General features: G+C 36.7%; 18 protein-coding genes and 2 pseudogenes. 7 read left to right on the forward strand and 13 right to left on the reverse strand.

Going from position 1 to position 22,087, the window contains the following annotated elements; all coding sequences use genetic code 11:
- Positions 1 to 42 precede the first annotated feature (42 nt).
- Both AAGF08_RS10110 and AAGF08_RS10115 read right to left on the reverse strand, forming a co-directional pair.
- Positions 43 to 1,383, reverse strand: a complete 1,341-nt coding sequence (locus tag AAGF08_RS10110; protein ID WP_343511041.1) for a Gfo/Idh/MocA family oxidoreductase — start codon at positions 1,381 to 1,383, stop codon at positions 43 to 45.
- Between the two features lie 73 nt (positions 1,384 to 1,456).
- Positions 1,457 to 2,224: a DUF1080 domain-containing protein gene (locus tag AAGF08_RS10115; RefSeq protein WP_343511042.1), complete on the reverse strand. Its 768-nt coding sequence runs from the start codon at positions 2,222 to 2,224 to the stop codon at positions 1,457 to 1,459.
- Between the two features lie 129 nt (positions 2,225 to 2,353).
- Here AAGF08_RS10115 and AAGF08_RS10120 point away from each other — a divergent pair, with 129 nt between their 5' ends.
- On the forward strand, positions 2,354 to 4,894 hold the full coding sequence (locus tag AAGF08_RS10120; protein WP_343511043.1) for a M14 metallopeptidase family protein: 2,541 nt from the start codon (positions 2,354 to 2,356) through the stop codon (positions 4,892 to 4,894).
- A gap of 106 nt (positions 4,895 to 5,000) precedes the next feature.
- On the opposite strand, the gene AAGF08_RS10125 is transcribed toward AAGF08_RS10120, so the two are convergent.
- From AAGF08_RS10125 to AAGF08_RS10150, 6 genes and pseudogenes are all read right to left on the reverse strand, one after another.
- Entirely contained in the window at positions 5,001 to 6,224 is a 1,224-nt protein-coding gene (locus AAGF08_RS10125) for a M56 family metallopeptidase (protein WP_343511044.1), read from the reverse strand.
- Positions 6,225 to 6,229: 5 nt separating this feature from the next.
- Entirely contained in the window at positions 6,230 to 6,595 is a 366-nt protein-coding gene (locus AAGF08_RS10130; protein ID WP_343511045.1) for a BlaI/MecI/CopY family transcriptional regulator, read from the reverse strand.
- 132 nt (positions 6,596 to 6,727) lie between these two features.
- Positions 6,728 to 7,132: an energy transducer TonB gene (locus AAGF08_RS10135; protein ID WP_343511046.1), complete on the reverse strand. Its 405-nt coding sequence runs from the start codon at positions 7,130 to 7,132 to the stop codon at positions 6,728 to 6,730.
- 84 nt (positions 7,133 to 7,216) lie between these two features.
- Positions 7,217 to 7,525: pseudogene (locus tag AAGF08_RS10140) on the reverse strand (energy transducer TonB); the annotation flags it as partial.
- A gap of 249 nt (positions 7,526 to 7,774) precedes the next feature.
- A pseudogene (locus AAGF08_RS10145) lies at positions 7,775 to 8,512 on the reverse strand (M56 family metallopeptidase); the annotation flags it as partial.
- Entirely contained in the window at positions 8,509 to 8,883 is a 375-nt protein-coding gene (locus AAGF08_RS10150; RefSeq protein ID WP_343511047.1) for a BlaI/MecI/CopY family transcriptional regulator, read from the reverse strand. The gene AAGF08_RS10150 and the pseudogene AAGF08_RS10145, both read right to left, overlap by 4 nt.
- A gap of 648 nt (positions 8,884 to 9,531) precedes the next feature.
- Between AAGF08_RS10150 and AAGF08_RS10155 the strand changes: the two genes are divergently transcribed.
- Positions 9,532 to 13,236 (forward strand): ATP-binding protein, encoded by a 3,705-nt coding sequence (locus AAGF08_RS10155; protein ID WP_343511048.1) that lies wholly within the window; start codon positions 9,532 to 9,534, stop codon positions 13,234 to 13,236.
- Positions 13,237 to 13,239: 3 nt separating this feature from the next.
- Complete coding sequence (locus AAGF08_RS10160; protein WP_343511049.1) at positions 13,240 to 13,611, forward strand: response regulator; 372 nt, start codon at positions 13,240 to 13,242, stop codon at positions 13,609 to 13,611.
- A 25-nt stretch (positions 13,612 to 13,636) separates the two neighbouring features.
- Here the strand turns inward: AAGF08_RS10160 and AAGF08_RS10165 are convergent, their stop codons facing one another.
- From AAGF08_RS10165 to AAGF08_RS10185, 5 genes are read right to left on the reverse strand one after another with little or no spacing between them, the layout of a single operon-like run.
- Positions 13,637 to 14,260, reverse strand: coding sequence for a protein-tyrosine-phosphatase (locus tag AAGF08_RS10165; protein WP_343511050.1), 624 nt, complete (start codon positions 14,258 to 14,260; stop codon positions 13,637 to 13,639).
- Positions 14,261 to 14,268: 8 nt separating this feature from the next.
- Positions 14,269 to 14,742, reverse strand: a complete 474-nt coding sequence (locus AAGF08_RS10170) for a DUF6428 family protein (RefSeq protein ID WP_343511051.1) — start codon at positions 14,740 to 14,742, stop codon at positions 14,269 to 14,271.
- A gap of 38 nt (positions 14,743 to 14,780) precedes the next feature.
- Positions 14,781 to 15,119, reverse strand: a complete 339-nt coding sequence (locus AAGF08_RS10175; RefSeq protein WP_343511052.1) for a metalloregulator ArsR/SmtB family transcription factor — start codon at positions 15,117 to 15,119, stop codon at positions 14,781 to 14,783.
- Positions 15,120 to 15,165: 46 nt separating this feature from the next.
- Complete coding sequence (locus tag AAGF08_RS10180; RefSeq protein WP_343511053.1) at positions 15,166 to 15,996, reverse strand: DUF4249 family protein; 831 nt, start codon at positions 15,994 to 15,996, stop codon at positions 15,166 to 15,168.
- A gap of 1 nt (position 15,997) precedes the next feature.
- The gene (locus tag AAGF08_RS10185) at positions 15,998 to 18,403 is read right to left on the reverse strand and encodes a TonB-dependent receptor (RefSeq protein ID WP_343511054.1); all 2,406 of its coding nucleotides are present in this window, start codon (positions 18,401 to 18,403) and stop codon (positions 15,998 to 16,000) included.
- 143 nt (positions 18,404 to 18,546) lie between these two features.
- Between AAGF08_RS10185 and AAGF08_RS10190 the strand changes: the two genes are divergently transcribed.
- From AAGF08_RS10190 to AAGF08_RS10205, 4 genes are all read left to right on the forward strand, one after another.
- Positions 18,547 to 19,512 carry a VWA domain-containing protein gene (locus AAGF08_RS10190; RefSeq protein ID WP_343511055.1) on the forward strand — a complete coding sequence of 322 codons (966 nt, stop codon included), beginning with the start codon at positions 18,547 to 18,549 and terminating at the stop codon, positions 19,510 to 19,512.
- A gap of 1 nt (position 19,513) precedes the next feature.
- Positions 19,514 to 20,158, forward strand: a complete 645-nt coding sequence (locus AAGF08_RS10195; protein WP_343511056.1) for a hypothetical protein — start codon at positions 19,514 to 19,516, stop codon at positions 20,156 to 20,158.
- A complete protein-coding gene (locus tag AAGF08_RS10200) occupies positions 20,148 to 20,774 on the forward strand; it encodes a hypothetical protein (RefSeq protein WP_343511057.1) in 627 nt (208 codons plus the stop codon). The genes AAGF08_RS10195 and AAGF08_RS10200 overlap by 11 nt, the downstream gene beginning before the upstream one ends.
- A gap of 116 nt (positions 20,775 to 20,890) precedes the next feature.
- Positions 20,891 to 22,069 carry an acetyl-CoA C-acyltransferase gene (locus AAGF08_RS10205; RefSeq protein WP_343511210.1) on the forward strand — a complete coding sequence of 393 codons (1,179 nt, stop codon included), beginning with the start codon at positions 20,891 to 20,893 and terminating at the stop codon, positions 22,067 to 22,069.
- Positions 22,070 to 22,087 lie beyond the last annotated feature (18 nt).

Genomic DNA, 22,087 nt, shown 5'->3' on the forward strand with positions numbered 1-22,087 from the left:
ATTTCTTTGAAGGGTTCGTATTTCGTCATTCGTATTTCAAGTTTATATCTTCGGCAATTCCCACCCGTTATGATAATGAGCCTTAATTAATTGATTTGCTTCTTTATCAGTGAATTGATTTTTTGTTGCATCCCAATAAACTTTTTTACCCGTCTTGTAGGCAATATTTCCCATTTGAGCATTGATTGCTGCGACACTTCCAGTTTGAATCGCACAATTCAGCAAGCTAGGATCATTCGCTTTTACCGATTCAATAAAGTTTTTAGCATGATGATCCAAGGCACTTCCAACCCCAGGAGTATGAGGAACTTCAGCTACTTTTGGAACACGCTGCCCATCTTTGTTTTCGGTTTCAGGAATCACTTTCCATCCCCCTCTATTCACTACCAAAGTTGCATTATTCCCAATAAATGCAATTCCTTCCGTCGTACCATAGTTACCACCATCGATGCCTGTAGCATGTTCCCAAAGCATGTTGAATCCATCGTATTCATACACCGTTTGAAGCGTATCAGGAGTTTCCGAAGCATCATCTGGATAGGCAAATTTACCTCCTGAAGCCATAACGGATTTTGGAGCACTTACTCCCATTGCATAGAGTGCAATGTCAATCTCATGCACTCCCCAATCGGTCATCAATCCTCCCGCATAGTCCCAAAACCAACGGAAATTGAAATGGAATCGGTTTGGATTAAATGGACGCTCTGGAGCAGGGCCAAGCCACATTTTATAATCTACTCCATCAGGAGCTGGCCCATTTGGCAATACAGGAACTGGTTTCATCCATCCTTGATAAGCCCAACATTTTACCAATCGAATTTGTCCGAGCTTTCCTGATTTCACATAGTCAATTGCCTGTGCATATTGAGAACCTGAACGTTGCCATTGGCCAACTTGGACTACTTTACCGTATCGTTCCTGAGCTTTCACCATCAACTGACATTCTTCGATGGTATTTGCAATTGGCTTCTCTACATAGACATTCTTACCTGCCGATACTGCATCGCACATGATCAGGCAATGCCAATGATCAGGGGTTCCAATAATAACAATATCAATATCTGGATCCTCTAAAAGCAACCTATAATCTTTGTATTGTTTGGGTCTTGTTCCCCGAAGTTTGAATACATCTTCAGTTCTTTGATCCAGAACACTTTGATCTACATCTGCCAATGCCACACAGTTCACCTCAGGCAATTTCAAATGGGCGTTCATATTGGACCATCCCATCCCCTTACAACCAATCAGGCCATAATTAAGCTGGTCAGAGGGTTTTACTTTCCGGGTATATCTGCCAAAATCTGCAGCAGTCAGAATATTAGGCATGCTTAAGCCAGCGCCTAACAACATGGTGTTTTGTATAAATCGTCTTCTTGATGACATAGTTTTTGGGGTTATTGAGTGTTGATAAAAAAGGAGCAGAAAAAAAATTATTCAGCTCCTTCATAATGATTAATTAAAGTTTACGAACCCAGATATTTCTAAATCTTACTGGGTTTCCATGATCTTGAAGTTTAAGCGGCAACTCTTCGGGATGAGCTTTATAATTTGGAATCCCTATGTATTCAGTTGGACCTTTTAAAATAACATGATTTTGAACCAAGACCCCATTCATAAGTACTGTCACAGTAGCTGGTGAAGTTACAATTCCATCTTTGTTGAAACGAGGTGCTTTAAAGATAATATCATAATAATTCCATTCTCCTGGAGGTCTAAGAGCCATTGCCAACGGTGTAAATTGCTTATAAATACTACCAGCTTGACCATTCGTATAGGTCTTACTTTCATAGCTGTCCAAAATCTGGACTTCATACAAGCCCATTAAGAAAAAACCTGAATTCCCACGACCTTGCCCTTCACCTACAATTTCCGTTGGAGCAGACCACTCAACATGGTATTGGGCATCTCCAAATGGTATTTTTGATTGAATATCTCCTTTTCCTTTTGTCACAACCAGTTCACCATTTTCTATGGCCCACTCAGCAGGGCTAGAACCGTCTCTAGCGCTGACAAAACCGTTTAAACTTGTTCCGTCAAATAACACTATTGCGTCAGAAGGTGGAGCCGTATTATTTGCACCAGGCGTAACTTTTGGAGGAACGGGGGTATAAAATTCAGTAGCCTCCGGCTTCATTGGTGGTGGAGTCTTTTCTTGTGCACAAGCTAAAAAGCAAATACTAAAAGAAGATAAGGTAAGCGCTAAAGTCAGCGATGTCTTTTTCATACAACAGATTATTTTAGGAAAATTATTAATGAGGATAATTTACTTGAAAATGAGGTCAAACAAAAAACCATTGATGGATTTTTGCCTATTTTCCTCATATTCTAATCGAAATTGAAATAAATTGGAACCATGAAAAAAACACTACTAGCTTTATTTCTTGGGCTTATCCTTTCCACTAACCTATTTGCGCAAGAAAATTATTTCTTCCCAGGTGAAAAATTTGACCCTTCAATACCTTCTCCTTCTGAATTTTTAGGGTATAAAATCGGATCATGGCATACGCGATATGATTTGATTGTTAAGTATTTCGAAAAACTCGATGAGTTATCTGAAATGGCTGAATTAAAAACAATCGGTTATACACACGAACTTCGGCCAAAAATAATCCTTACGATTGCCTCAGAATCAAATATGGGTGATTTGGAAGAAATCAGGTTAATGCAGCTCCAGCTAGCCGATCCAAGTCAACCAAAACCGGATGTCAGTTCAATGCCTTCCATTATACACCAAGGCTATGGAGTTCATGGAAATGAGCCTTCTTCTGCGGAAGCGGCCATGTTATCCGCCTATTGGCTCTTGGCATCCCAATCTGACCTTGCAAAAAATCTAAGACAAAATGCAATAGTTCATTTTGATCCAACTGTCAATCCAGATGGAAGAGATAGACACAGCCATTGGGCAAATTCAAACAAGGGATTCCCTCCTGTTGCCGACCCTTTGGATAGAGAACACAATGAAGTTTGGCCAGGAGGAAGAACGAACCATTATTGGTTTGATTTGAATCGAGATTGGCTGCCTTTGGCACATCCTGAGTCTCAGGCCAAAATCGCATGGTACCACACTTGGTATCCAAACGTGACTACTGATTTTCATGAAATGGGTACCAATAGTACTTATTTCTTTGAGCCTACGAAACCCTTTGGAAGTGAAAATCCTGTTGTACCACGAAAAAATTACGAAGATATCAATGGTCGTTTTGCCCAGTATTTTTCAAAATATCTGGATGAAATAGGAAGCCTATATTGGACTAAAGAAGTTTTTGATAATAGCTATCCTGGCTACGGAAGTACTTATCCGGATATTCATGGAGGACTAGGGTTGGTATTTGAACAAGCTAGTAGTAGAGGCCATTTGCAAGATAGCCAAAGAGGAGAAATCAGCTTTGCCTTTACCATTAGAAATCATGTGAGAAGCTCTTTAGCAACAATGGAGGCTGCATTGGAAAATAGAGAATACATGCATGACTATTTGCGCGAATTCTTTGAAACTGCAGTAAATGAAGGTTCTAAAGACCCTGCAAAAAATTATGTATTTGGAGATGAATTTGATGAAAACAGAAGTGCCCTTTTTGTACAATTTCTGATGGATCATAAAATCAAAGTATATGAAAATGACAATGATATCAACCTTGAAGGGTATAATTTCAAAAAAGGTAAATCTTGGATAGTTCCTACTTCCCAGCCTCAATATAGAATGGTTCGGACCATGTTTGAAGAGGTGACAGAATTTGCCGACTCGGTATTTTATGATGCTTCCACTTGGACAATGGCACATACCTATGGGATGCCTTTTGCAGCAGCTCCCTCATTGAAACCAGGGATTCTTGTGGAAAACAATTCCCCGAAGCCTTTTGAATTCCCTGAGGTAAAAGCATATGCTTATTTGATCGATTGGGCAGATTATTTTGCCCCTAAAATGCTTTTTGACCTTCAAAAAGCTGGGGTACATGTAGAAATAGTAAATAGGCCGTTTACTTCTCAAACGCAAGATGGACCAATCGATTTTGCCGCTGGTACTTTGATGATTCCGATGGGTTTCCAGAGCTTAAGTGAAAGCAATGTTAAAGATGCGCTTAAAACTCTGGCACAAGTAAATCATCAAAAAGTATATGCCACAACTACGGGTTTAAACCTTCAAGGAATTGATCTGGGATCAAACCTAGTTGGTGCAGTGACAGAGCCAAAGGTGATCATGGTTGTTGGAGATGGGGTTTCTAGCTATGAAGCCGGTGAAATATGGTACTTACTTGACTCTAAAGTTGGAATGCCAATCACTAAAGTTAATTCGGATCAAATGAATCGAGTGAATTTATTCGATTATAATACCTTGATCTTACCATCTGGAAATTATAATTCATTTTCAGAAAATGTAGTGGAACATCTAAAGGACTGGATCAACAGAGGAGGAACGGTGATTTCTTTAAAATCTGCTAGTCTTTGGTTGAATCAAAAAGGAATCACAAAAGAAACCTTGGTAGAAAGAGGAGAAAGCACAGACCCAAAAGAGCTACCATTCGCAGTTCGAAGCAATTTTGAGGGCGCTAAAGAAGTTGGCGGAAGTATTTACATGGCAAGATTGGATCTGACACATCCTATCGCTTATGGTTATAAAAGAGAAACACTTCCTGTATATAGAAACAATTCGATTTTTGTCCAACCTAGTAAAAACAAATACCTCACTCCTATTCGCTATACGAATGACCCTCTATTAGGAGGGTACATTTCCGATGCTAATTTGGAATTGCTGAAGCAAAGTGCAAGCCTGATCGTATCTCCTGTTGGTAGAGGAAGAGTTATCAATTTCTACGATTCCCCGAATTTTAGAGGAACATGGTTTGGAACAAATAAGCTCTTCTTTAATGCTATTTTCTTAGGAGACAAAATGGATTAATCCTACAATAAACATCCAAAAAAAGCCAGTCTAGAATCAAGACTGGCTTTTTAATTCAAAAACCCTATGAAAATCTACGACTAATTCGTAGATAATGATAAATTTTTTATCTGATGTAGGTCAGTGTAATAATTCCTGCCAATTTTCCCATAGGTGTTTCGAATTCCACTTCATGTTTAGTTACTAATTCATCATCTGATACTCTAACAATCTCATAATAAGTAATTTCATCACCATTCATTGTTACTACGATCGTATTATTTTCTAATTTCCATGTACCAGATCCATTCATATCCCCTTGACCAGAAGTAATTTTCATACTACCATCTTCATTAAGTGTTAAGGTTCCACCTTCATGTAATGCTCTACCACCCTCTATCATAGCTGACATATCAGGGCCTTCCGTTTGGTCAAATACGAATTCAGTCCCTTCCCATTTTCCAGTTACATCAGATTGGCTTAAAGCCATATTGCATGAGAAAAGTCCTACCATAAGTATCAATAATGGGATACTTAGGAAAAACCTTTTTTTCTGATTTGAACTTGATTTTGCTTTGTTCATCATAATGATTCTTTTTTTAGTTTGAAATTGATTGAAATTATTCATGAATTGAAGTCCCTTTTCTTTTTGTAATTGTTTCAATAACAATCTGGAGTAAGTAATTGGTGAATAATTACTTGTAACTTCCTGATCAGCTTGAAACTCGTGGATTTCCCTAAGCTGCTTTTCCAAAAGATAGATAGCTGGATTGAACCAGAAAATAGCTTTAATTAACTGGAGAAAAAGTACATCCCAAGTATGCCCTTTTTGGATATGCACCGACTCATGCAACAAAATCTGATTGATTTCAGGATCATCCTGTTTATAAGATGGCAGCATGATATAATTGAAAAAAGAGGCAGGAATCATTGTATCATTTATGATTAAAGTCTGATTACCCATCCTAATCGCTTGAGAATTAAAAATCAAGTAAAATGTCTTTAATATGCCTCCTAACAACACTAATAGACGATATATTGCCCCTATTAAATAGATTGATAAAGGAATCAAAATCCAATTGAATGAGTTTACATCTTCTTGGGAGACCACTCGATTTACTTGTCCATCCATCCATCCCAAAGATGAAGCAATTGGTTTTAAGGATGATTGCCCCATCCATTTGAAATCGAAGGAAATCAAAGGCAAAAGAACTGCTGCTGCCAATAAAACCAATAAAGTTACTCTTCCAAGAGAGAAAAAAGTTAGATCTTCAATCAGGATTTTGTAAAACAAAACGACCAGGAATATCCCAATGCTCCCTTCTAACAAATATGTAAATAGAAAATCCATACCCTTTATTTTTTTTCGTATTGATCGATCATTTTCTGTAATTCTTCCAATTCCTTTTCAGAAACCTTTTTCTCTTTCACTAAAAATGAAAGCACATTCTCTACCGAACCATCAAAGAAGTTCTTAACCAAGGAGTTAAAACTCTTTTTTCGATAATCACTTTCTGGAATCAGGATAAAATACTCATTCGTTTTACCATAAGATTTATGACCAAGATATCCCTTTTTCTCCAACACTTTCACCGAAGAAGCTAAAGTGGTATAAGGAGGTTTTGGTTCTGGCAACTGATCTAGAATATCCCGGACAATTGCTCTTTCCAATTTCCAAAAGATCCTCATGATCTGCTCTTCGTTGGCTGTAAGTTCTTCCATGTTTTAAAGGTATAAAAGCTTTTTCAAAAAACCTACGAATAATTCGTAATATCACGATAAATTCGTAATTTTTAACATAAAAAAGCCTCTAAAACATTTTTAGAGGCTTTTTGAAATTTATGAATCCATCAACTAAAGCTTATATTTTACTGGTAGTTGCATTCGAGTATTCACTTTTTTACCATCCTTCTCCCCTGGTGTCCAGTTTGGAAATGACTTCACCACTCTCAGTGCTTCTTCATCACAACCTGCACCTATTCCTCTTAAAATTTCAGGATTAGCTACAGAGCCATCTGCCTGGACGACAAAAGATACTACCACCGTTCCTTCGATTCCTTTTTCTTTTGCTTGCGAAGGATATTTCAAATTCTCACTCATAAATGTCATCAATCCCGACATTCCTCCTGGTGGGATTGGCATGACATCTACTTTTTCATGAACTTCCTGAGATTGAGCATTGCTTTCCTGAATATTCAAGGAAAAAAACATAAATAACATCAGGGTAGAAATAATAATTGGCTTTGCGTTAGTTTTCATTTCGATACTTTTTAGATTTTTATTTTCATTAAATGATTGAATTGAATTAGTAATCTGATTTTTATTTGAGAAAGCAAACTTCACTTAGCTAGCAGATTCTCCCACTTCATCGTTTCCCAGCTTAAATCGAATTGGTAATTTCATTCTTGTGTTTACTGCTCTTCCTCTTTGGCTTCCTGGCTCCCAATTTGGTGCATTTTTTATAACCTGCATGGCTATCTCATTGCAACCTGCACCAATTCCACGAATTATATCTACATCAGAAATTGACCCGTCGGAGTTCACAACAAAGGCTACGATAACAGTACCTTCCACTCCCATTTTTCTGGCTTGTTCGGGATAAGTCAAAGAAGAAGCTAAGTAAGAGTTCCATCCTTGCATTCCCCCGGGAGGATTTGGTTGGTTTTCTACCACATCAAAAATTTCTTGTCCATCCTTTCCCTGAGCCATCCTAGCTGTAATATTTGATGGCCCAATGGCTTTAGCCTGCTCCCCCATTTGAGTTGGGCCTTCTATTTCCTCTTCTCCATTAGTCAAGTCACAAGAGAAAGTAAAAAACATTAATCCCATGATTGGAATGGCCATTAGAAACCGAAGTAACTGGCTCCGGTCAGACTTGGTTTTATTCATCATGATAATTCTTTTTTTAGTTTGAAATTGGTTAAAGTTGTTCATGAATTGCCAACCCCTACCAGCTGTCAATAGCCTTAGAAGTAATCTTGAATATTCTGAATGAGAAAATGACTTAGTTACCCCCTGATCAGCTTGAAATTCATGTACTTCCCGAATTGAGTTTTCAAAAAGATAAATGAGTGGATTGAACCAAAAGACAATCTTGGCCATTTGAACGAATAATAGATCATAGCTGTGCTTTTTGCTCACATGAACAGACTCGTGAAGTATGATCCGCTGCTGATCTTCATCGTCCATTTGAAATTTTGGGAGCAAAATGTATTGAAAGAATGAAGCTGGAGTGAATTCCGGATGAACTGCTATGTATTGATTTTTATGAAAAAACAGATTTGATTTTCCCAATAAAATAAAAGATTGCATAAACCCATAAATCAACCGAAGAGCAGTCCAAATCATCCCAATCAAATAAACTGTAAAAAGAATTTGGATCCAGGAAAAGTTATTTTGCTCCTGACCAGTTTGATTTCCTACCCAAAATTCCGGAAGAGTTACCTCTTGTAGCATCGTTGATCCAGAAACAAGTTTGAAGGAAAGTGTGGGAATTATTAAAGACAGGCCCAACATACTCAATAGTATCGCCCTATTCCAACCGAAAAAGGTCAGTTCGCTCAAAACAACTTTATAAAAAAGAAGTGATACGGCTAGACAGATACTTGCCTCTACTAGATAAGTTATCAATTCGCTCATTTCTTATCTGGGTTTTCGTAGTCATCAATCAGTTTTTGTAAATCCTGAATCTCATCTTCGGAGATATTTTTCTCCTTTACCATAAAAGACAAGAAATTACTAACCGATCCTTCAAAGAAATTCTTTACGATCCGATTGATACTCTTCTTGCTATATTCCGCTTGAGAAATAACAGGAAAAAAAAGATGGGTAGTACCATAAGTCTTGTGACTTAAATAGCCTTTCTTCTCTAATAGTCTAATGGAGGATGCCAACGTGGTGTAAGGAGGTTTTGGCTCAGGCAATTCTTCTAGGATATCTCTTACCAAAGCACTTTCAAGCTTCCAAAAGATTCCCATAATCAGTTCTTCGTTGTGGTTCAATTCATTCATGTCACTAATCTAAAATGAATTTTTTAAAAACCCTACGAAAATTTCATATATCTACGATTATTTTGTTAAAGCTTGCTAAAAGCAGATGAAAAATAATCCCTCAATCCCTTTTAATCTTTTGGATTTATTGGCATTAAACCACAAATCAAAAATTTTTGAAGTCATTTTTTTTACCGATTAGGCTTTGAGAATATCTTAATTAAAAAAAAATCCATTACATTATATTATCAATAAAAATGAGATTGATTTGCTAGTCATAAATAAAAACTCTCCTAACCAAACGGGATAGATTTTGTAACTCAAAAGCAATTTTAAAATCGATATTTAATTTTTGATTAAGCTAATCCATATGAATAGTATTTTTCTAGAGAAGAAAATCAAGTTCTTGAATGAGTAAAATGAACTCCAAAAGTGATCAATTACTTCAAAAAGCACGGAAGGAAGTTTTGAAGACGTTCACGACAGAATGTTCCCTAGACAAATTATTTTATTACCTGTTACCTGAAGAAGGTGATTAAGGAACTGGGTAAGGATCATGGGGTAGATATGACATAATATAAAGTGTTAAGGAATTAATCAGGAAGAAAATAGGAATGACAAGGAAACTATTATGTTAATGAGTATTTCAATAAAACCTGGGATAAAAAAATGAAAATAGTCTATCAAAAAACTTATAGCCCCCTGGTTATATTACTATATATAGTACTCTTGGCATCCTGTCATACTAAGACAGAAACTCCTTTTCCAGAGAATCCATCTGGTTTTACAGAACCAAAGACTCAACCATTTAATTTTCCTGAATTCAAACCTTTTAGTTGGAATAAGCTTGGGAAAGATAGTATGCCAACTGTCACTAAAATCAAATTTAAACTAGAAAATTATCCCTCAAGTCATTTTAGCACATATCATTTCAAACCACTAAAATCCCCGATTACCAAAACTCCTATCAACTGGGACAATCCAGAAGAAATCCAAATCAATCTGGATACAATAAAAAATATCGACGTTCCTTACCTCAAATATATTTTATCTGAGCCTGAAATCACGAATCTTGGCACGCTCACTAAATCAGACGGAACAACCTCCGGAATTATCAGAATTGGTCAGTCTGAAGGGCTGATAGGTAATGCGATCTATTCGGTTTACGATGATCAAAAAGGATCTATTTGGTTTTCCAGTGAGAAGGGCGTTCATCGCTTTAACGGAGACCAATTTGAAAACTATAGCTTTATTCTCCGTAATCTGGATGGAAATATAGATCCTGTTGTAGATATAGGTGAAACATCCTCTGGAAAAATCATGATGGTGGCCAATGCTAGTGGCCTATACTTGGTTGATCCAGTTTTGAAATTGGTAGAACATTTCAAGATAGGAAATAGCTACACCCGTGGAATAGAGGATGATAATGGGGATTTTTGGTTTGGAAACACAGCACAGGGAATCGTTTTATTGGATCCAATAGAAAGGAAGATGAAATATATGAATACTCTCAATCAAAAATTGGGAATATTCTCTGCCGGAGTTTTTATGGATTCACAAAAAAATATTTGGATGGGATACGGAAGCAGTCTTGTTATTCTAAATCCTCAAAGAAATGTTTTCAGGATTTTGGGGCAGAAAGAAGGAATGCTCCTAAACTCCATTGTCTATGAATTTCTGGAGGATAGAGAAGGCACAATTTGGCTTTCTAGCTTTGATGAAAAGAATGCTTATGGGATTTCTCTAAAAGAAAAAACGCTATATCAAATTGGTTCTGAGCAAGGGTTCTACAGCGGGGCTAAAGCTTTTAACTTAGATTCAAAAAACAGGCTTTGGATTACTGATAACGATACAATTACGATTATTGACAGAGAAAAAAATCTCTTGAAAAAAATACCAACTGGAGCGGATTTTCGATCATCTGGTTTACCAAGTGGTAGCTTAACTGATTCAGACGGAAATATCTGGATAGGTACAACTTCCAAAGGAGTTTTACTAATCAATCCTACAGGTATGCTTAGCCAGCATTTCGATAAAAATTCTGGTCTAGCGAGTAATGACACTTGGGGAATTGGTGAAGATTATAAAGGCAGAATCTGGCTAGCAGAATATGATGGAATCAATGTCTATGATCCAAACTTGGAGCAAATTTATTTAGTAAAGTTCCCTGAAAACTTAAGTTTTAATGACCAAAGATCTATCAGTATTTTAAAAAACAATAAAATCCTTGTTGGCGGAGTTAGAGGTTTTATAATAATTGATCTTGAACTTGAGGAGGCAGAGCTTTTTAAATTTGATCAAACTGTAGCCAGAATATTTTGGAAGGGGCTTGAAACTGCTGATGGAAACATTTGGCTCGGGTCTTTGGATGGTCTCTTTAAATATAACCCAACTGAAAAATCATTTTCTTATATCGATGAATATACGGGATTGGCTTCCAACAGAGTATGGTTAGTGGAAGAAGATAAAAAAGGAAATATCTGGCTAGGTAACGATCTGGGAATTAATATCCTGAATAAAGAAAAAGATAAAGTATCCTACTTAGGAAAATTTGATGGATTGACAAGTGATTATGTATCTATGATCACTCAAACTGATGATGGGGAAATACTTGCTGGTAGCGATAATGGGTTTTCAATAATAAATCTTGATTCCATGAGCATAACAAATGTGCTTCCTGAAAATGGAATGCTGCCCCCTGTCATGTACGATATGATTACTTTGAAAGATGATATTTTAATCGGATCTGAAAACGGAATAGTACTAGTCAATCGACCCACTTCGAGAAATCCCGATCAAAAATGGAGATTCTCCAGATTTAGCAAACCTGAAGGCTTTCCTTTTAATGATTATAACCAAGCTACTGCAATCCTAACATCCTCAGGAACCATGTGGTGGGCCGCTGCTCCAATATTATCTGTAATCAATCAAAATGCTGAATTGGATACATTGAGTCCAGAAATAATTATTTCTAATGTTAAGGTAATGGACCAAAGTCCTCAGTTCGTTAATTCAACTTTTATCAAAAATCAACTCAATGAAGGTGACACTATCTGGAATAGTGAACAAACTGCCTTTTTTGAAAAATCTTCTTTTCCTTCAGATTCCAGCGAAGTTGATTATAGCAAAATCCAGTGGGATAGTCTTGATTTAGCAAATCAACTCCCAATTGGAATGACTGTCCCCTATGATCTTAACTCATTCAATTTTAGTTTTATCAATCCCTCTATACAGGGCAGAGACAAAATCGTCTACCGCTACATTCTTGAAGGAGCTGATGAAAATTGGTCGGAACCATCCGATGCAAACAACTCCAAAAACTATTACAATCTCGTTCCTGGCGAATACGAATTTAAAGTTGCTACAAGTGGATTTAATGGAGTATGGAGTGAACCTGCTTCATTCAAATTCACAATTCTACCTCCATGGTGGCAAACTTGGTGGGCTTATCTCCTATTTACAGCATTATTTGCCGCACTAGTTTATGTCATTGTATATGTAAGATCTCAATTGCTCAAAAAAGAAAACAGAATTCTTGAGGAGAAAGTAAATCATCGTACCAAGCAGCTAAAAGAGAAAATTGATGAACTAAAAAATACCCAAACTCAGTTAATCCAATCTGAAAAAATGGCTTCTTTAGGTGAATTGACTGCAGGGATCGCTCATGAAATTCAAAACCCTTTAAATTTTGTAAATAACTTTTCAGAAGTGAATACAGAACTTTTGGATGAGCTAAAAGGAGAAATTGAAACTGGGAATATGGAAGAAGTGAATGCGCTGGTTAAAGACATTATTGAAAATGAAGAAAAAATCAACTTTCATGGCAAGCGAGCCGATGCCATTGTAAAAGGGATGCTTCAACATAGTAGATCAAGTAATGGTCAAAAGGCACCTTCAGATCTCAATGCTCTAGCCGATGAATATTTAAGGCTTTCTTATCATGGGTTGAGAGCCAAAGACAAATCTTTCAACGCAACTTTAGAAACAGATTTTGACGAAAGTATGCCGATGATTGATGTAGTTTCTCAAGACGTAGGAAGGGTGATTCTAAACCTCATAACAAATGCCTTCCATGCTGTTGCAGATAAAAAGAAAACTATCAATGGAACTGAGTTTAACCCCACGGTCAAGATCAGCACAAAAAACTTTGATGATCATGTTGAAATCATAATTTCAGACAATGGAAATGGGATTCCCGAATCCGTTCGTCAAAAGATTTTCCAACCATTTTTCACAACCAAACCCACTGGTCAGGGAACAGGACTAGGACTTTCGCTGAGTTATGATATCATGAGATCTCATGGTGGAGAGATTCAGGTGGATTCAGAACCTGGATCGGGTGCCAAATTCAAACTTATACTACCAAAAAATTAAATTATGAAAATATTAGTTGTAGATGATGAACTAGATGTGAAAATACTTTTTGAACAGCGATTCAGAAAGGAAATCCGCTCGAAAATTGTTGATTTTGCGTTTGCTTTTTCTGGAAAAGAAGCACTGGAATACATTGATAAGCTAAATCATGAAGCAATTCTAATTCTTTCAGATATTAATATGCCAGGAATGAGTGGATTTGAGTTATTGAAAGAAATTAAAGAGAAAGAACTCACTCCAAAACCGATTGTGATGATGATATCTGCTTATGGAGACGAGCAGAATTATAATATGGCAAAAAGTCTTGGAGCAGATGCATTTTTAACCAAACCTGTGGATTTTAAACTTCTAAAAGAAAAACTTAATCTCAATTAAGGTTTTTAAAAAAATTAAATTCAGTTTACTCTTTTACCTGTTTTTTTACCTGACCAAAAGCATAAAATAATTCTGATGCTATCTCATGAGATCGTTCTGAATACATCTTATTTTCTAAAGGAGTCTCATCAAACTTTTTTGGGTCCTCAAACTGTATTGGAATTCTAGTATCAGATCCTGGAATAAAAGGACAATTCTCGTCTGCATGATCACAAGTCATAATTGCTGCAAAATCAACCTTTGGGTTTGATTGGTCATCAAAAACTTTAGAAAATGCCAAAATTGGTTTTTCTTTTTTAGAATAGCTTAATTCATAAATCGGATTATTATCCCCTATTGCTTTGACCTCAAACCCATCTTGGCTTAAAGCTGAAATAGCTCTCGAATTAAATTCTGTCACCTCCAATCCACCGGAAAAACTCTCCACGGGCAAATTGAAATAAGAACCTGCAACTTGAGCCCAGATTTGAGAAAATTGACTTCGCCTGCTATTATGTGTGCAGATAAAATTTAATTTGATCGGCTTCTCTTTTTTTATTTGGGCAATCATGTAGCTTACCAAAGGCTGCAACACAACTTTCCTTTCTTTAGGAATAGCCCTTTTTTTAATAATTTGAATTGTTTTATCAATTCTAGGAAATAAACGCATACGCTAACTTAACAACATCCTCCACCTGGAACACAAGACTCACCTTCTTTAACTTTAAGACTTGATAAACTGACTTTTGGTTTAGAAGTCGGAATCCCACAATTTTCTTTTGCCAAGCAAGTAGTCATCTTGGTAGTTAAATGGAATTCATTATTGTCAAAAGTCAGTCCATATTTGCCTATGGTGTCGGATTGGTACTCTACTTCTACTTCTAAATCTTCCAATTCTAAAACTCTTTCAGATAGCTCAATGATATCCAAAAGTTTATTAGCACCTAGTTTATGGTCAAAATCTCCATCTTCCCAGAGTTGAAATGAAATAGCTTTTTCATTTCTAATTTTGCCACCACAATCAATAAAATGTTTGTTTATCTGTCCTATTTCAGTCACATGGAAATGCGCAGGTACTGAAGACCCATCTGGCAGTTTAAAAACTAATTCTCCCAGACCCGGTAATTTTGATTTGATCTCTGATAATTTCATATTAATTGTAATATTACGATAAATAAATTTAATTTTTTTTAGCAGCAATCTCCATCACCAGATGAAGTCTGATAGGTATCAAAAAGCTCATTAAGCAGTTTTTGCATTTCTTCCCACTTCCTAGTATGAATACAATAACTAATGGATGCTCCTTCTATAGTCCCTTGGATAATTCCAATTTCTTTCAATTCTTTTAAATGCTGAGAAATCGTAGCCTGGGCTAAGCCCAATTCCTGAACAAGTGTACTATTCACGCAGGTATTGGTTTTAAGCAAATGTTGAATGATTGCTATCCTTGCAGGATGTGCCAATGCTTTTGCCAATCTGGCCAGCTTATTTTGGTCACTGGAAAATAAATTCGATTTTGTTACCCCCATAGATATATTGCAATATTACGATAATATATTTAAAAAGTTCTCAATCTTAATCATTTCTAATAAAAACAGTTTCTGTCAAAATGGGAGTAACCAAAAAATAACCGAGCACCTTTCCCTCACCCTCTTCGACAATGATATTAGAGTCAGGATTTTGAGGTGGGGGACTAAAAAGACCTCCATCATTAAAAAGCAAGCCTACTAATTGCGAAAAGAAATCATAGGCATCTTTATTCATTCGAAATAACTCCATTCTAACCTTATCTCCTTCCTCAAAAGGGTAATTTAATTCTAATCCCTCTTCAAAAAACTGAAGTCCAAAGGTATCGTCAAATAAAAGATAATCGTCTCTATCATTCTTTAACGTATCATTTTCAATAACCTTAATCCGGTAAAAATTATTTTCCTCGAAAGGAATTTTTCCAAACACTTTTATATAATATCCTTCATCTCTAAATAACCTTTCTTCTTGATAAGAGTAGTTCAGACTATCTAAAATAGGTGGAGCTAGCATCAGGCCTTTAGATGTGTAATAATTTCCCTCCCAAAAAACCTGAAGTTCGTAGGACTCACCTACGATTGCAGTGTCTGTTTCCCTAACAGGCTTATAACTCTGTGTATCCTCATTGAAATAAAAAGGAATATAGATGGAAGTCCCTTCAATCAAAATCCTAACAAGTGCATTAGAAACCACTGTAATATCTGATGAATCAAAATAATTTTGGGCTAAGGTGATTTTCACTTCATTATAAAAAGGAATATCAGTCCAAATAGCTTCTATTACAGGCACTATTCCATCAATTTTAGCCAAGGGCAGGTTAACTTCTTCTTGACAGGAAAGGAGGAAAAAGCAGAACATTATTAGCCAAACTTTTTTCATGTTAGAATTGAAAATTATAAGTGATAGAAGGTAAGAAAGTAAATAAATAAGTCATGACAACACTTTGGTTCCTGGATACAACAGGCCCATCCACTTCTGGGTCATAATTAATTTTATCATTTATTATTTCTCTAAATTCATAAGCAAATGGATTTTTCCTGCCATAAAGATTATAAATACTAAAATTCCAGCTTCCTCTCCATTTCCTCCCCTTATCTGGATTTTTCCATGTAATGGATGCATCCATTCTGTGATAATCCGGGAAACGATCCTTATTTCTGAAATCAGAATACAAAGGAACGTTCTGATTATCTACCCCATAAGTTCCTACCGGAAATGAAACTGCCTGCCCTGTCGTGTAAACAAATGTCAAACCTGCTGACCATGCTGGAGAAAATTCATGATTCAACACTAAGGTGATATCATTCGGTCTATCATATCTTGGATTATATCGCTCTCCAAGACTTATTCCTTCTATAGTTCTCCAAGTTCTTGAATAAGTATAAGCCAGCCAACCAGTAGTCTTACCTACATTTTTACGCAATAAGAACTCTACTCCATAAGCATATCCATCTCCACTTAGAATTTCTGTCTCAACCTGATCAGTAAATAAAACTGAAGCTCCATTTTTTAAATCAATAGTATTTCTAATATCTTTCGCGTAGGTCTCTACGGAAAACTCCCATCTATTCTGATTGAAATTCCTAAAAAGCCCAAGAGAAATTTGATCCGACCTTAGTGGTTCCATGTATTTTCCTGCCAAAATCCATCGATCAATTGGCAGGCCTGCAGAGCTATTTGAAGCTATTTGCACATATTGATAGTTTCTGTTATAAGCGGCTTTAATAGAAAACTCATCATTGACAAGGAATCTAAATGCTAATCTAGGCTCCAAACCTTGATAAAAGTGCATTGGTTTCAAGACTCCAAAGCTGACACTGTCAGTCAATTCTGCTTCATCAGTGGGAATCCCTCCTTCATAAAAATAATCAACTCCTTTGCCCACTTGGTGGTACATACTCCACCTCAAGCCAAACTCAGTACTTAGTCTAGGTGAAAGTTCAATTAAACCTCCTGCAAAAACACTGTTTAAAAAGCCATTTTTAGGATTTGTCGAAATAGGCTCTATCGCACTACCTCCTGCTGGATCTAAACCAATCGGAGCAAAATGATAAAACTGACTTTGGAATCCCCAATAGGTCTGGATTTTATCTGAATTCATCAAACTCCATTGTCCTTTCATTCCAGATTCTGATAATTTATTTTCCCAAGTAAAGCCAGCATCTGGATCATCAAACTCAACCTGATAATTATAACGGGAGTGATAGAGATCTAAATCAAAAAAGGAATTTTCAGATATGGTATGACTCCATTTTGAAGAAGTAACCCAATTCCTCCATCCTAAGCCAAATTGCTCATCTAATCCCAAAAAGTCGCTTCCTTCATAGCTGGAAAGTGTGATTTTATCCTTCTCTCCTATCCTAAATGCAAATTTGGCACTGAGATCATGAAAGTTCAATTTATTGTTTTTGATGTCCTCATTACTGGAAAGCTTTAAAAACAAATCTGCATAAGTTCTTCTTCCTGATATCGCGAAAGTAGATTTATCAGAAAACAAAGGTCCATTAAGCATAAAACGAGAAGAAATACTTCCTATTCCTCCTTCTCCATGAATTTGTTCATTATTCCCCTCCTTAAGGGAAACATCAATCAAGGAGGACAACCTACCTCCATAACTTGCAGGCATATTTCCTTTATATAGATTAACCTGATCTAAGGCATCAGGACTAAATACTGAGAAAAACCCAAAAAAGTGGGAAGGATTGAATACAGGAGCACCGTCTACTTGAACCAGGTTTTGATCGGCAGAACCTCCTCTAACAAAAAGCCCTGTCGTCCCTTCTCCAGCAGTTTGAACTCCTGGTAAAAGCTGTAAGCTTCTCAGCAAATCAACTTCACCAAATAGTGCCGGAATATTTTTAATCGTTTCAATGGGAATAGAAGCTTTTCCGGTTTCAAGATTTCTAATTTGTTCATCAGGTCTTCTTTCTTGAATGATTATTTCATCCAAAGACATTTCCAAAGGTTTTAAAAAGAACCTGATCTCTTTTTCCGCCTCATTTTCGGAAATATTTCTAATTGACTTTTCGTAGCCTAAATAGGAAACCACCAACCTAGAGGGAAGTGCTCGCTTTTTCAGTTTAAACTTCCCATTCAAATCAGTAACCACACCCGAATTAAGGTTGTCTTCCCAATAAACATTGGCGCCAATGAGGGGATCTGAATTAGATGCGTCTAATACCGATCCGGTAAAATATTCATCATCTTGAGCTAACAGAGAACCTGTCAACCCAAATAATAATATCCAAATAAATAAAAGATTTGAAAGCCTGCTAAAAAGTTGCATTCTTGGTATAATGGTGATTAAACTCCTTTGTTATACTCATTCCTAAAATTAATGTTTGTTAATTTTTCATTTTCTTGGCGATGCATTAAACCACTCGTTTTAAAGTCGCTTTTAAAGTAAGGTTTATTTTATAATTTCAGGCCATGATTTGGGCATATCCCGACGTAAAACTCACTCTCTTTCTTGCAGGTCTTTTTAGCTTGCTCTATTTTGTTTATCTATTCCGGTACTGGTCTATAAATAAAAGGCTGGAAGTAGAGAAAAGAAGACTATTTACTAAAATGGTCCTTCGGACTACTTATTTCGCGCTATTTCTTGTGGCATTTGCTGGTCCATCTATAGGTACATCCACAAAGGAGATAAAAGAAGAAGGTAAAGATATTTTCATTGCGGTGGATTTATCTCAATCCATGAATGCAACGGATATTGGACCAAACCGGCTTCAGCGTGTAAAGTACGAGTTGAAAGAGTTCACCAAAAGCTTTCCATCTGACCGAATTGGTTTAATTATTTTCAGTTCTGAGGCTTTTTTGCAATGTCCTTTGACTTTTGACCAGAGTGTTCTTCAACTTTACATCGATGGTTTAAATACAGGACTCGTCCCAAATTTCGGGACAGATCTCAATGCCCCACTTAGAATAGCATTGGAAAGATTTGAACAAGATGAGAGTCAGGAAGTCAAATCAAAATCAATTATTTTGATTTCTGACGGAGAAAACTTTGGAGATGAATTAGAAAGTATTGGCACCCAATTAAATGACCTAGGAGTTAAGGTGTTTTCTTTAGGAATTGGTACGGAATCAGGCAGTACGATTCCTAGAGGAAATGGCGTAGTAATTGATCCTCAGACCGGTCAACCTGCGAAAACTGTTTTGGAAAGAACTCCTTTACAGCAGATCGCTGCCGAAACTGATGGACAATATTTCGAAATCTCCGACGAAGTTCAGGAAGTGGGAGATTTAATTAATAGACTGGAAAGATTAGAGGGAGGAGTTACTGGCTCTAGAATTGTAGAGGCATCTGCTAATAAATATTTTTATTTTCTACTAGCAGCATTAGCCTTATCTTTAATCGATATGATTTTACCAATCAAAACCATCAAGTTATAATATGAGCTGGAGCAAAGTTTTGTTGGCATTATTGGTTTTTATTCCTAGTTCATGGACAAGGATATCAAGACTTAACTCAGCTATAGAAGAAGCTGAAGAGAGTTATTCAAAAACTGAATATGAACTGTCAGTTGAAAAACATTTAGGGTTAATCGAAAATTTCCAATATTCCTCATCAGAATTGGATTTTAACCTCGGCTTGAGTTATCACTACGCTGAAAAGCCAGATGAGGCAGCAGCTTCTTACGATAAGGCATCTATTTCATCCAATAAAATGCTTTCCTCATTTGCATTCAATCAATCAGGCGTTTTACTTGGAAATAAACAAGAATATGAAGCTGCATTGAATAAGTTTCAATCAGCCTTAATAAAAGATCCAACAAACGAAGTAGCCAGATATAATTACGAAATGCTTGCCCGCTGGATGCAGCGAGACGAGGAAAGAAAAAATCAGGATCAGAATAAACCTGAGCCTTCTGAGTTTGCAAAGCGTAAAAAAGCTGAGGCCGATCGCTTAGTGGAACAATTTAGATTTAAAGATGCGTTGAATTTAATGAATGAAGCTTTACAGCAAGATGAAACTGTTGCAGCCTATCAGGAGTTTATAAGTAGTCTAACAGAAGTCACAGAAATCGATGAAAAATAAAATTCTATTACTTCTTGGTCTTTTTACAGGAATCACATTTGGGCAATTACAAGCTCAAACTGCCGGTGATTATTTCAATCGGGCTGCGAGGTCTTATGTGAAAACTGAAAAAGAATTAGCATTAAACACAGTTAATGAAGGGTTGGGGAAATATCCAAGTGATGCAAAACTGCAAGCATTAAAGGAAAAGCTAGAAAAAGAGCAGGAAGAAGATCAAGAAAAGCAAGATCAGAATCAAGATCCTCAACAAAATCAGGATCAGCAGCAAAAAGACGAAAATCAAAAAGGAGAAGGCGAACAGTCTGAGCAAGATCAGCAACAACAAGATCAGGGCGAAAAAACTGAAGAGGATAAAGCTAAGGAAGGACAGGAAGGAGATCCTTCCGAACAGACTCAAGATGATGTTGGGGAAAATGCAAATGATCAAAAGGATGCAAATTTAGCTGATCGCCAAAAAGCTATGGAGGAGTTTAAAGAAAAACTTAAAGCAATGAATTTAACTCCAGAGCAGGCTGCACAAATTCTGGAAAGTATGAATGCCGCTGAACTCCGTTATATCCAACAGAATAAAAAGAAACCTACCCAAAGGCCAAAAAGAGGGATTCCTGACTGGTAAATCGTTAGTGGATTTTTAGTCATTTCGACCTTCTCGATAGCTATCGAGAGGAGAAATCTCCGCAACTAAGTCTTAACCTTTCGGAATATCACTAACTCAAAACCCAAATAAAGATGATCAAAGAAGTATATATCGTTTCAGCTGTAAGAACCCCACTGGGAAGTTTTGGAGGGAAGTTGGCTGGATTAACTGCAGTGGAATTAGGTAGTATTGCTATCAAAGGCGCACTTTCAAAAAGTGGAGTAAAAGCGGAAGAGGTTCAGGAAGTTTTCATGGGGAATGTTATTTCTGCAAATCTTGGACAAGCCCCTGCACGCCAAGCTGCAATTGGCGCTGGAATCGGCTATCAGGTTCCCTGTACAACTGTAAATAAAGTCTGCGCATCTGGTATGAAAGCAGTTATGTTTGGAGCCCAATCCATCATGTTAGGAATTAATGACGTGGTAGTTACCGGAGGAATGGAAAGTATGTCTAATGTTCCTTTTTATGTTCCAAAAGCCCGATTTGGTTACAAATATGGAAATGCAGAGTTTGTGGATGGCTTGGTAAAAGATGGATTATTTGAGGTGTACTATAAATTCCCAATGGGAAATTGTGCTGATAATACAGCAAAGGAAATGAATATTAGTAGAGAAGCACAAGACGCCTATGCTATTCAATCTTATCAAAGATCCTCCGATGCCTGGGCGAAAGGCTATTTCAAAGATGAAGTGGTACCAGTAGAGATGAAAGGCAGAAAAGGTGAAACCATTATTATAGATGAAGACGAGGAATATAAAAATGTCATGTTTGACAAAATCCCTTCGCTCCGACCAGTTTTTGATAAAGAAGGAACAGTAACTGCTGCAAATGCTTCCACGATGAATGATGGAGCTTCTGCATTAATTTTAGTAAGCAAAGAAAAAGCCGAGGCTTTAGGATTAAAACCATTGGCAAAGATCAGAGGATTTGCAGATGCCGCTAAAGACCCACTTTGGTTTACAACAGCACCAGCTTTAGCTATTCCAAAAGCAATCAAACATGCAGGGCTGACTAGTGAGGATATTGATTTCTATGAAATAAACGAGGCATTTTCTGCGGTTGCTTTAGCAAACCAAAAAGAACTAAACTTGGATAATGAAAAAGTTAATGTCTATGGAGGAGCTGTGTCATTAGGACATCCACTTGGAGCTTCAGGTGCTAGAATCATCAGCACTTTAAATTCGGTATTGCATCAGAAAAATGGACAGTTTGGTGTGGCTGGAATTTGTAATGGAGGAGGTGGAGCTTCCGCAATTGTCATCGAAAAGCTTTAATTTCAAATCATCATCTTC

The organism is Algoriphagus sp. SE2 (assembly GCF_039563885.1).
GTDB lineage: Bacteria > Bacteroidota > Bacteroidia > Cytophagales > Cyclobacteriaceae > Algoriphagus.

Bases quoted from the DNA above. Each gene is read 5' to 3' on its own strand.
- AAGF08_RS10110 (WP_343511041.1), bottom strand. From the start codon at position 1,383: ATGTCATCAAGAAGACGATTTATACAAAACACCATGTTGTTAGGCGCT.
- AAGF08_RS10115 (WP_343511042.1), bottom strand. From the start codon at position 2,224: ATGAAAAAGACATCGCTGACTTTAGCGCTTACCTTATCTTCTTTTAGT.
- AAGF08_RS10120 (WP_343511043.1), top strand. From the start codon at position 2,354: ATGAAAAAAACACTACTAGCTTTATTTCTTGGGCTTATCCTTTCCACT.
- AAGF08_RS10125 (WP_343511044.1), bottom strand. From the start codon at position 6,224: ATGGATTTTCTATTTACATATTTGTTAGAAGGGAGCATTGGGATATTC.
- AAGF08_RS10130 (WP_343511045.1), bottom strand. From the start codon at position 6,595: ATGGAAGAACTTACAGCCAACGAAGAGCAGATCATGAGGATCTTTTGG.
- AAGF08_RS10135 (WP_343511046.1), bottom strand. From the start codon at position 7,132: ATGAAAACTAACGCAAAGCCAATTATTATTTCTACCCTGATGTTATTT.
- AAGF08_RS10150 (WP_343511047.1), bottom strand. From the start codon at position 8,883: ATGAATGAATTGAACCACAACGAAGAACTGATTATGGGAATCTTTTGG.
- AAGF08_RS10155 (WP_343511048.1), top strand. From the start codon at position 9,532: ATGAAAATAGTCTATCAAAAAACTTATAGCCCCCTGGTTATATTACTA.
- AAGF08_RS10160 (WP_343511049.1), top strand. From the start codon at position 13,240: ATGAAAATATTAGTTGTAGATGATGAACTAGATGTGAAAATACTTTTT.
- AAGF08_RS10165 (WP_343511050.1), bottom strand. From the start codon at position 14,260: ATGCGTTTATTTCCTAGAATTGATAAAACAATTCAAATTATTAAAAAA.
- AAGF08_RS10170 (WP_343511051.1), bottom strand. From the start codon at position 14,742: ATGAAATTATCAGAGATCAAATCAAAATTACCGGGTCTGGGAGAATTA.
- AAGF08_RS10175 (WP_343511052.1), bottom strand. From the start codon at position 15,119: ATGGGGGTAACAAAATCGAATTTATTTTCCAGTGACCAAAATAAGCTG.
- AAGF08_RS10180 (WP_343511053.1), bottom strand. From the start codon at position 15,996: ATGAAAAAAGTTTGGCTAATAATGTTCTGCTTTTTCCTCCTTTCCTGT.
- AAGF08_RS10185 (WP_343511054.1), bottom strand. From the start codon at position 18,403: ATGCAACTTTTTAGCAGGCTTTCAAATCTTTTATTTATTTGGATATTA.
- AAGF08_RS10190 (WP_343511055.1), top strand. From the start codon at position 18,547: ATGATTTGGGCATATCCCGACGTAAAACTCACTCTCTTTCTTGCAGGT.
- AAGF08_RS10195 (WP_343511056.1), top strand. From the start codon at position 19,514: ATGAGCTGGAGCAAAGTTTTGTTGGCATTATTGGTTTTTATTCCTAGT.
- AAGF08_RS10200 (WP_343511057.1), top strand. From the start codon at position 20,148: ATGAAAAATAAAATTCTATTACTTCTTGGTCTTTTTACAGGAATCACA.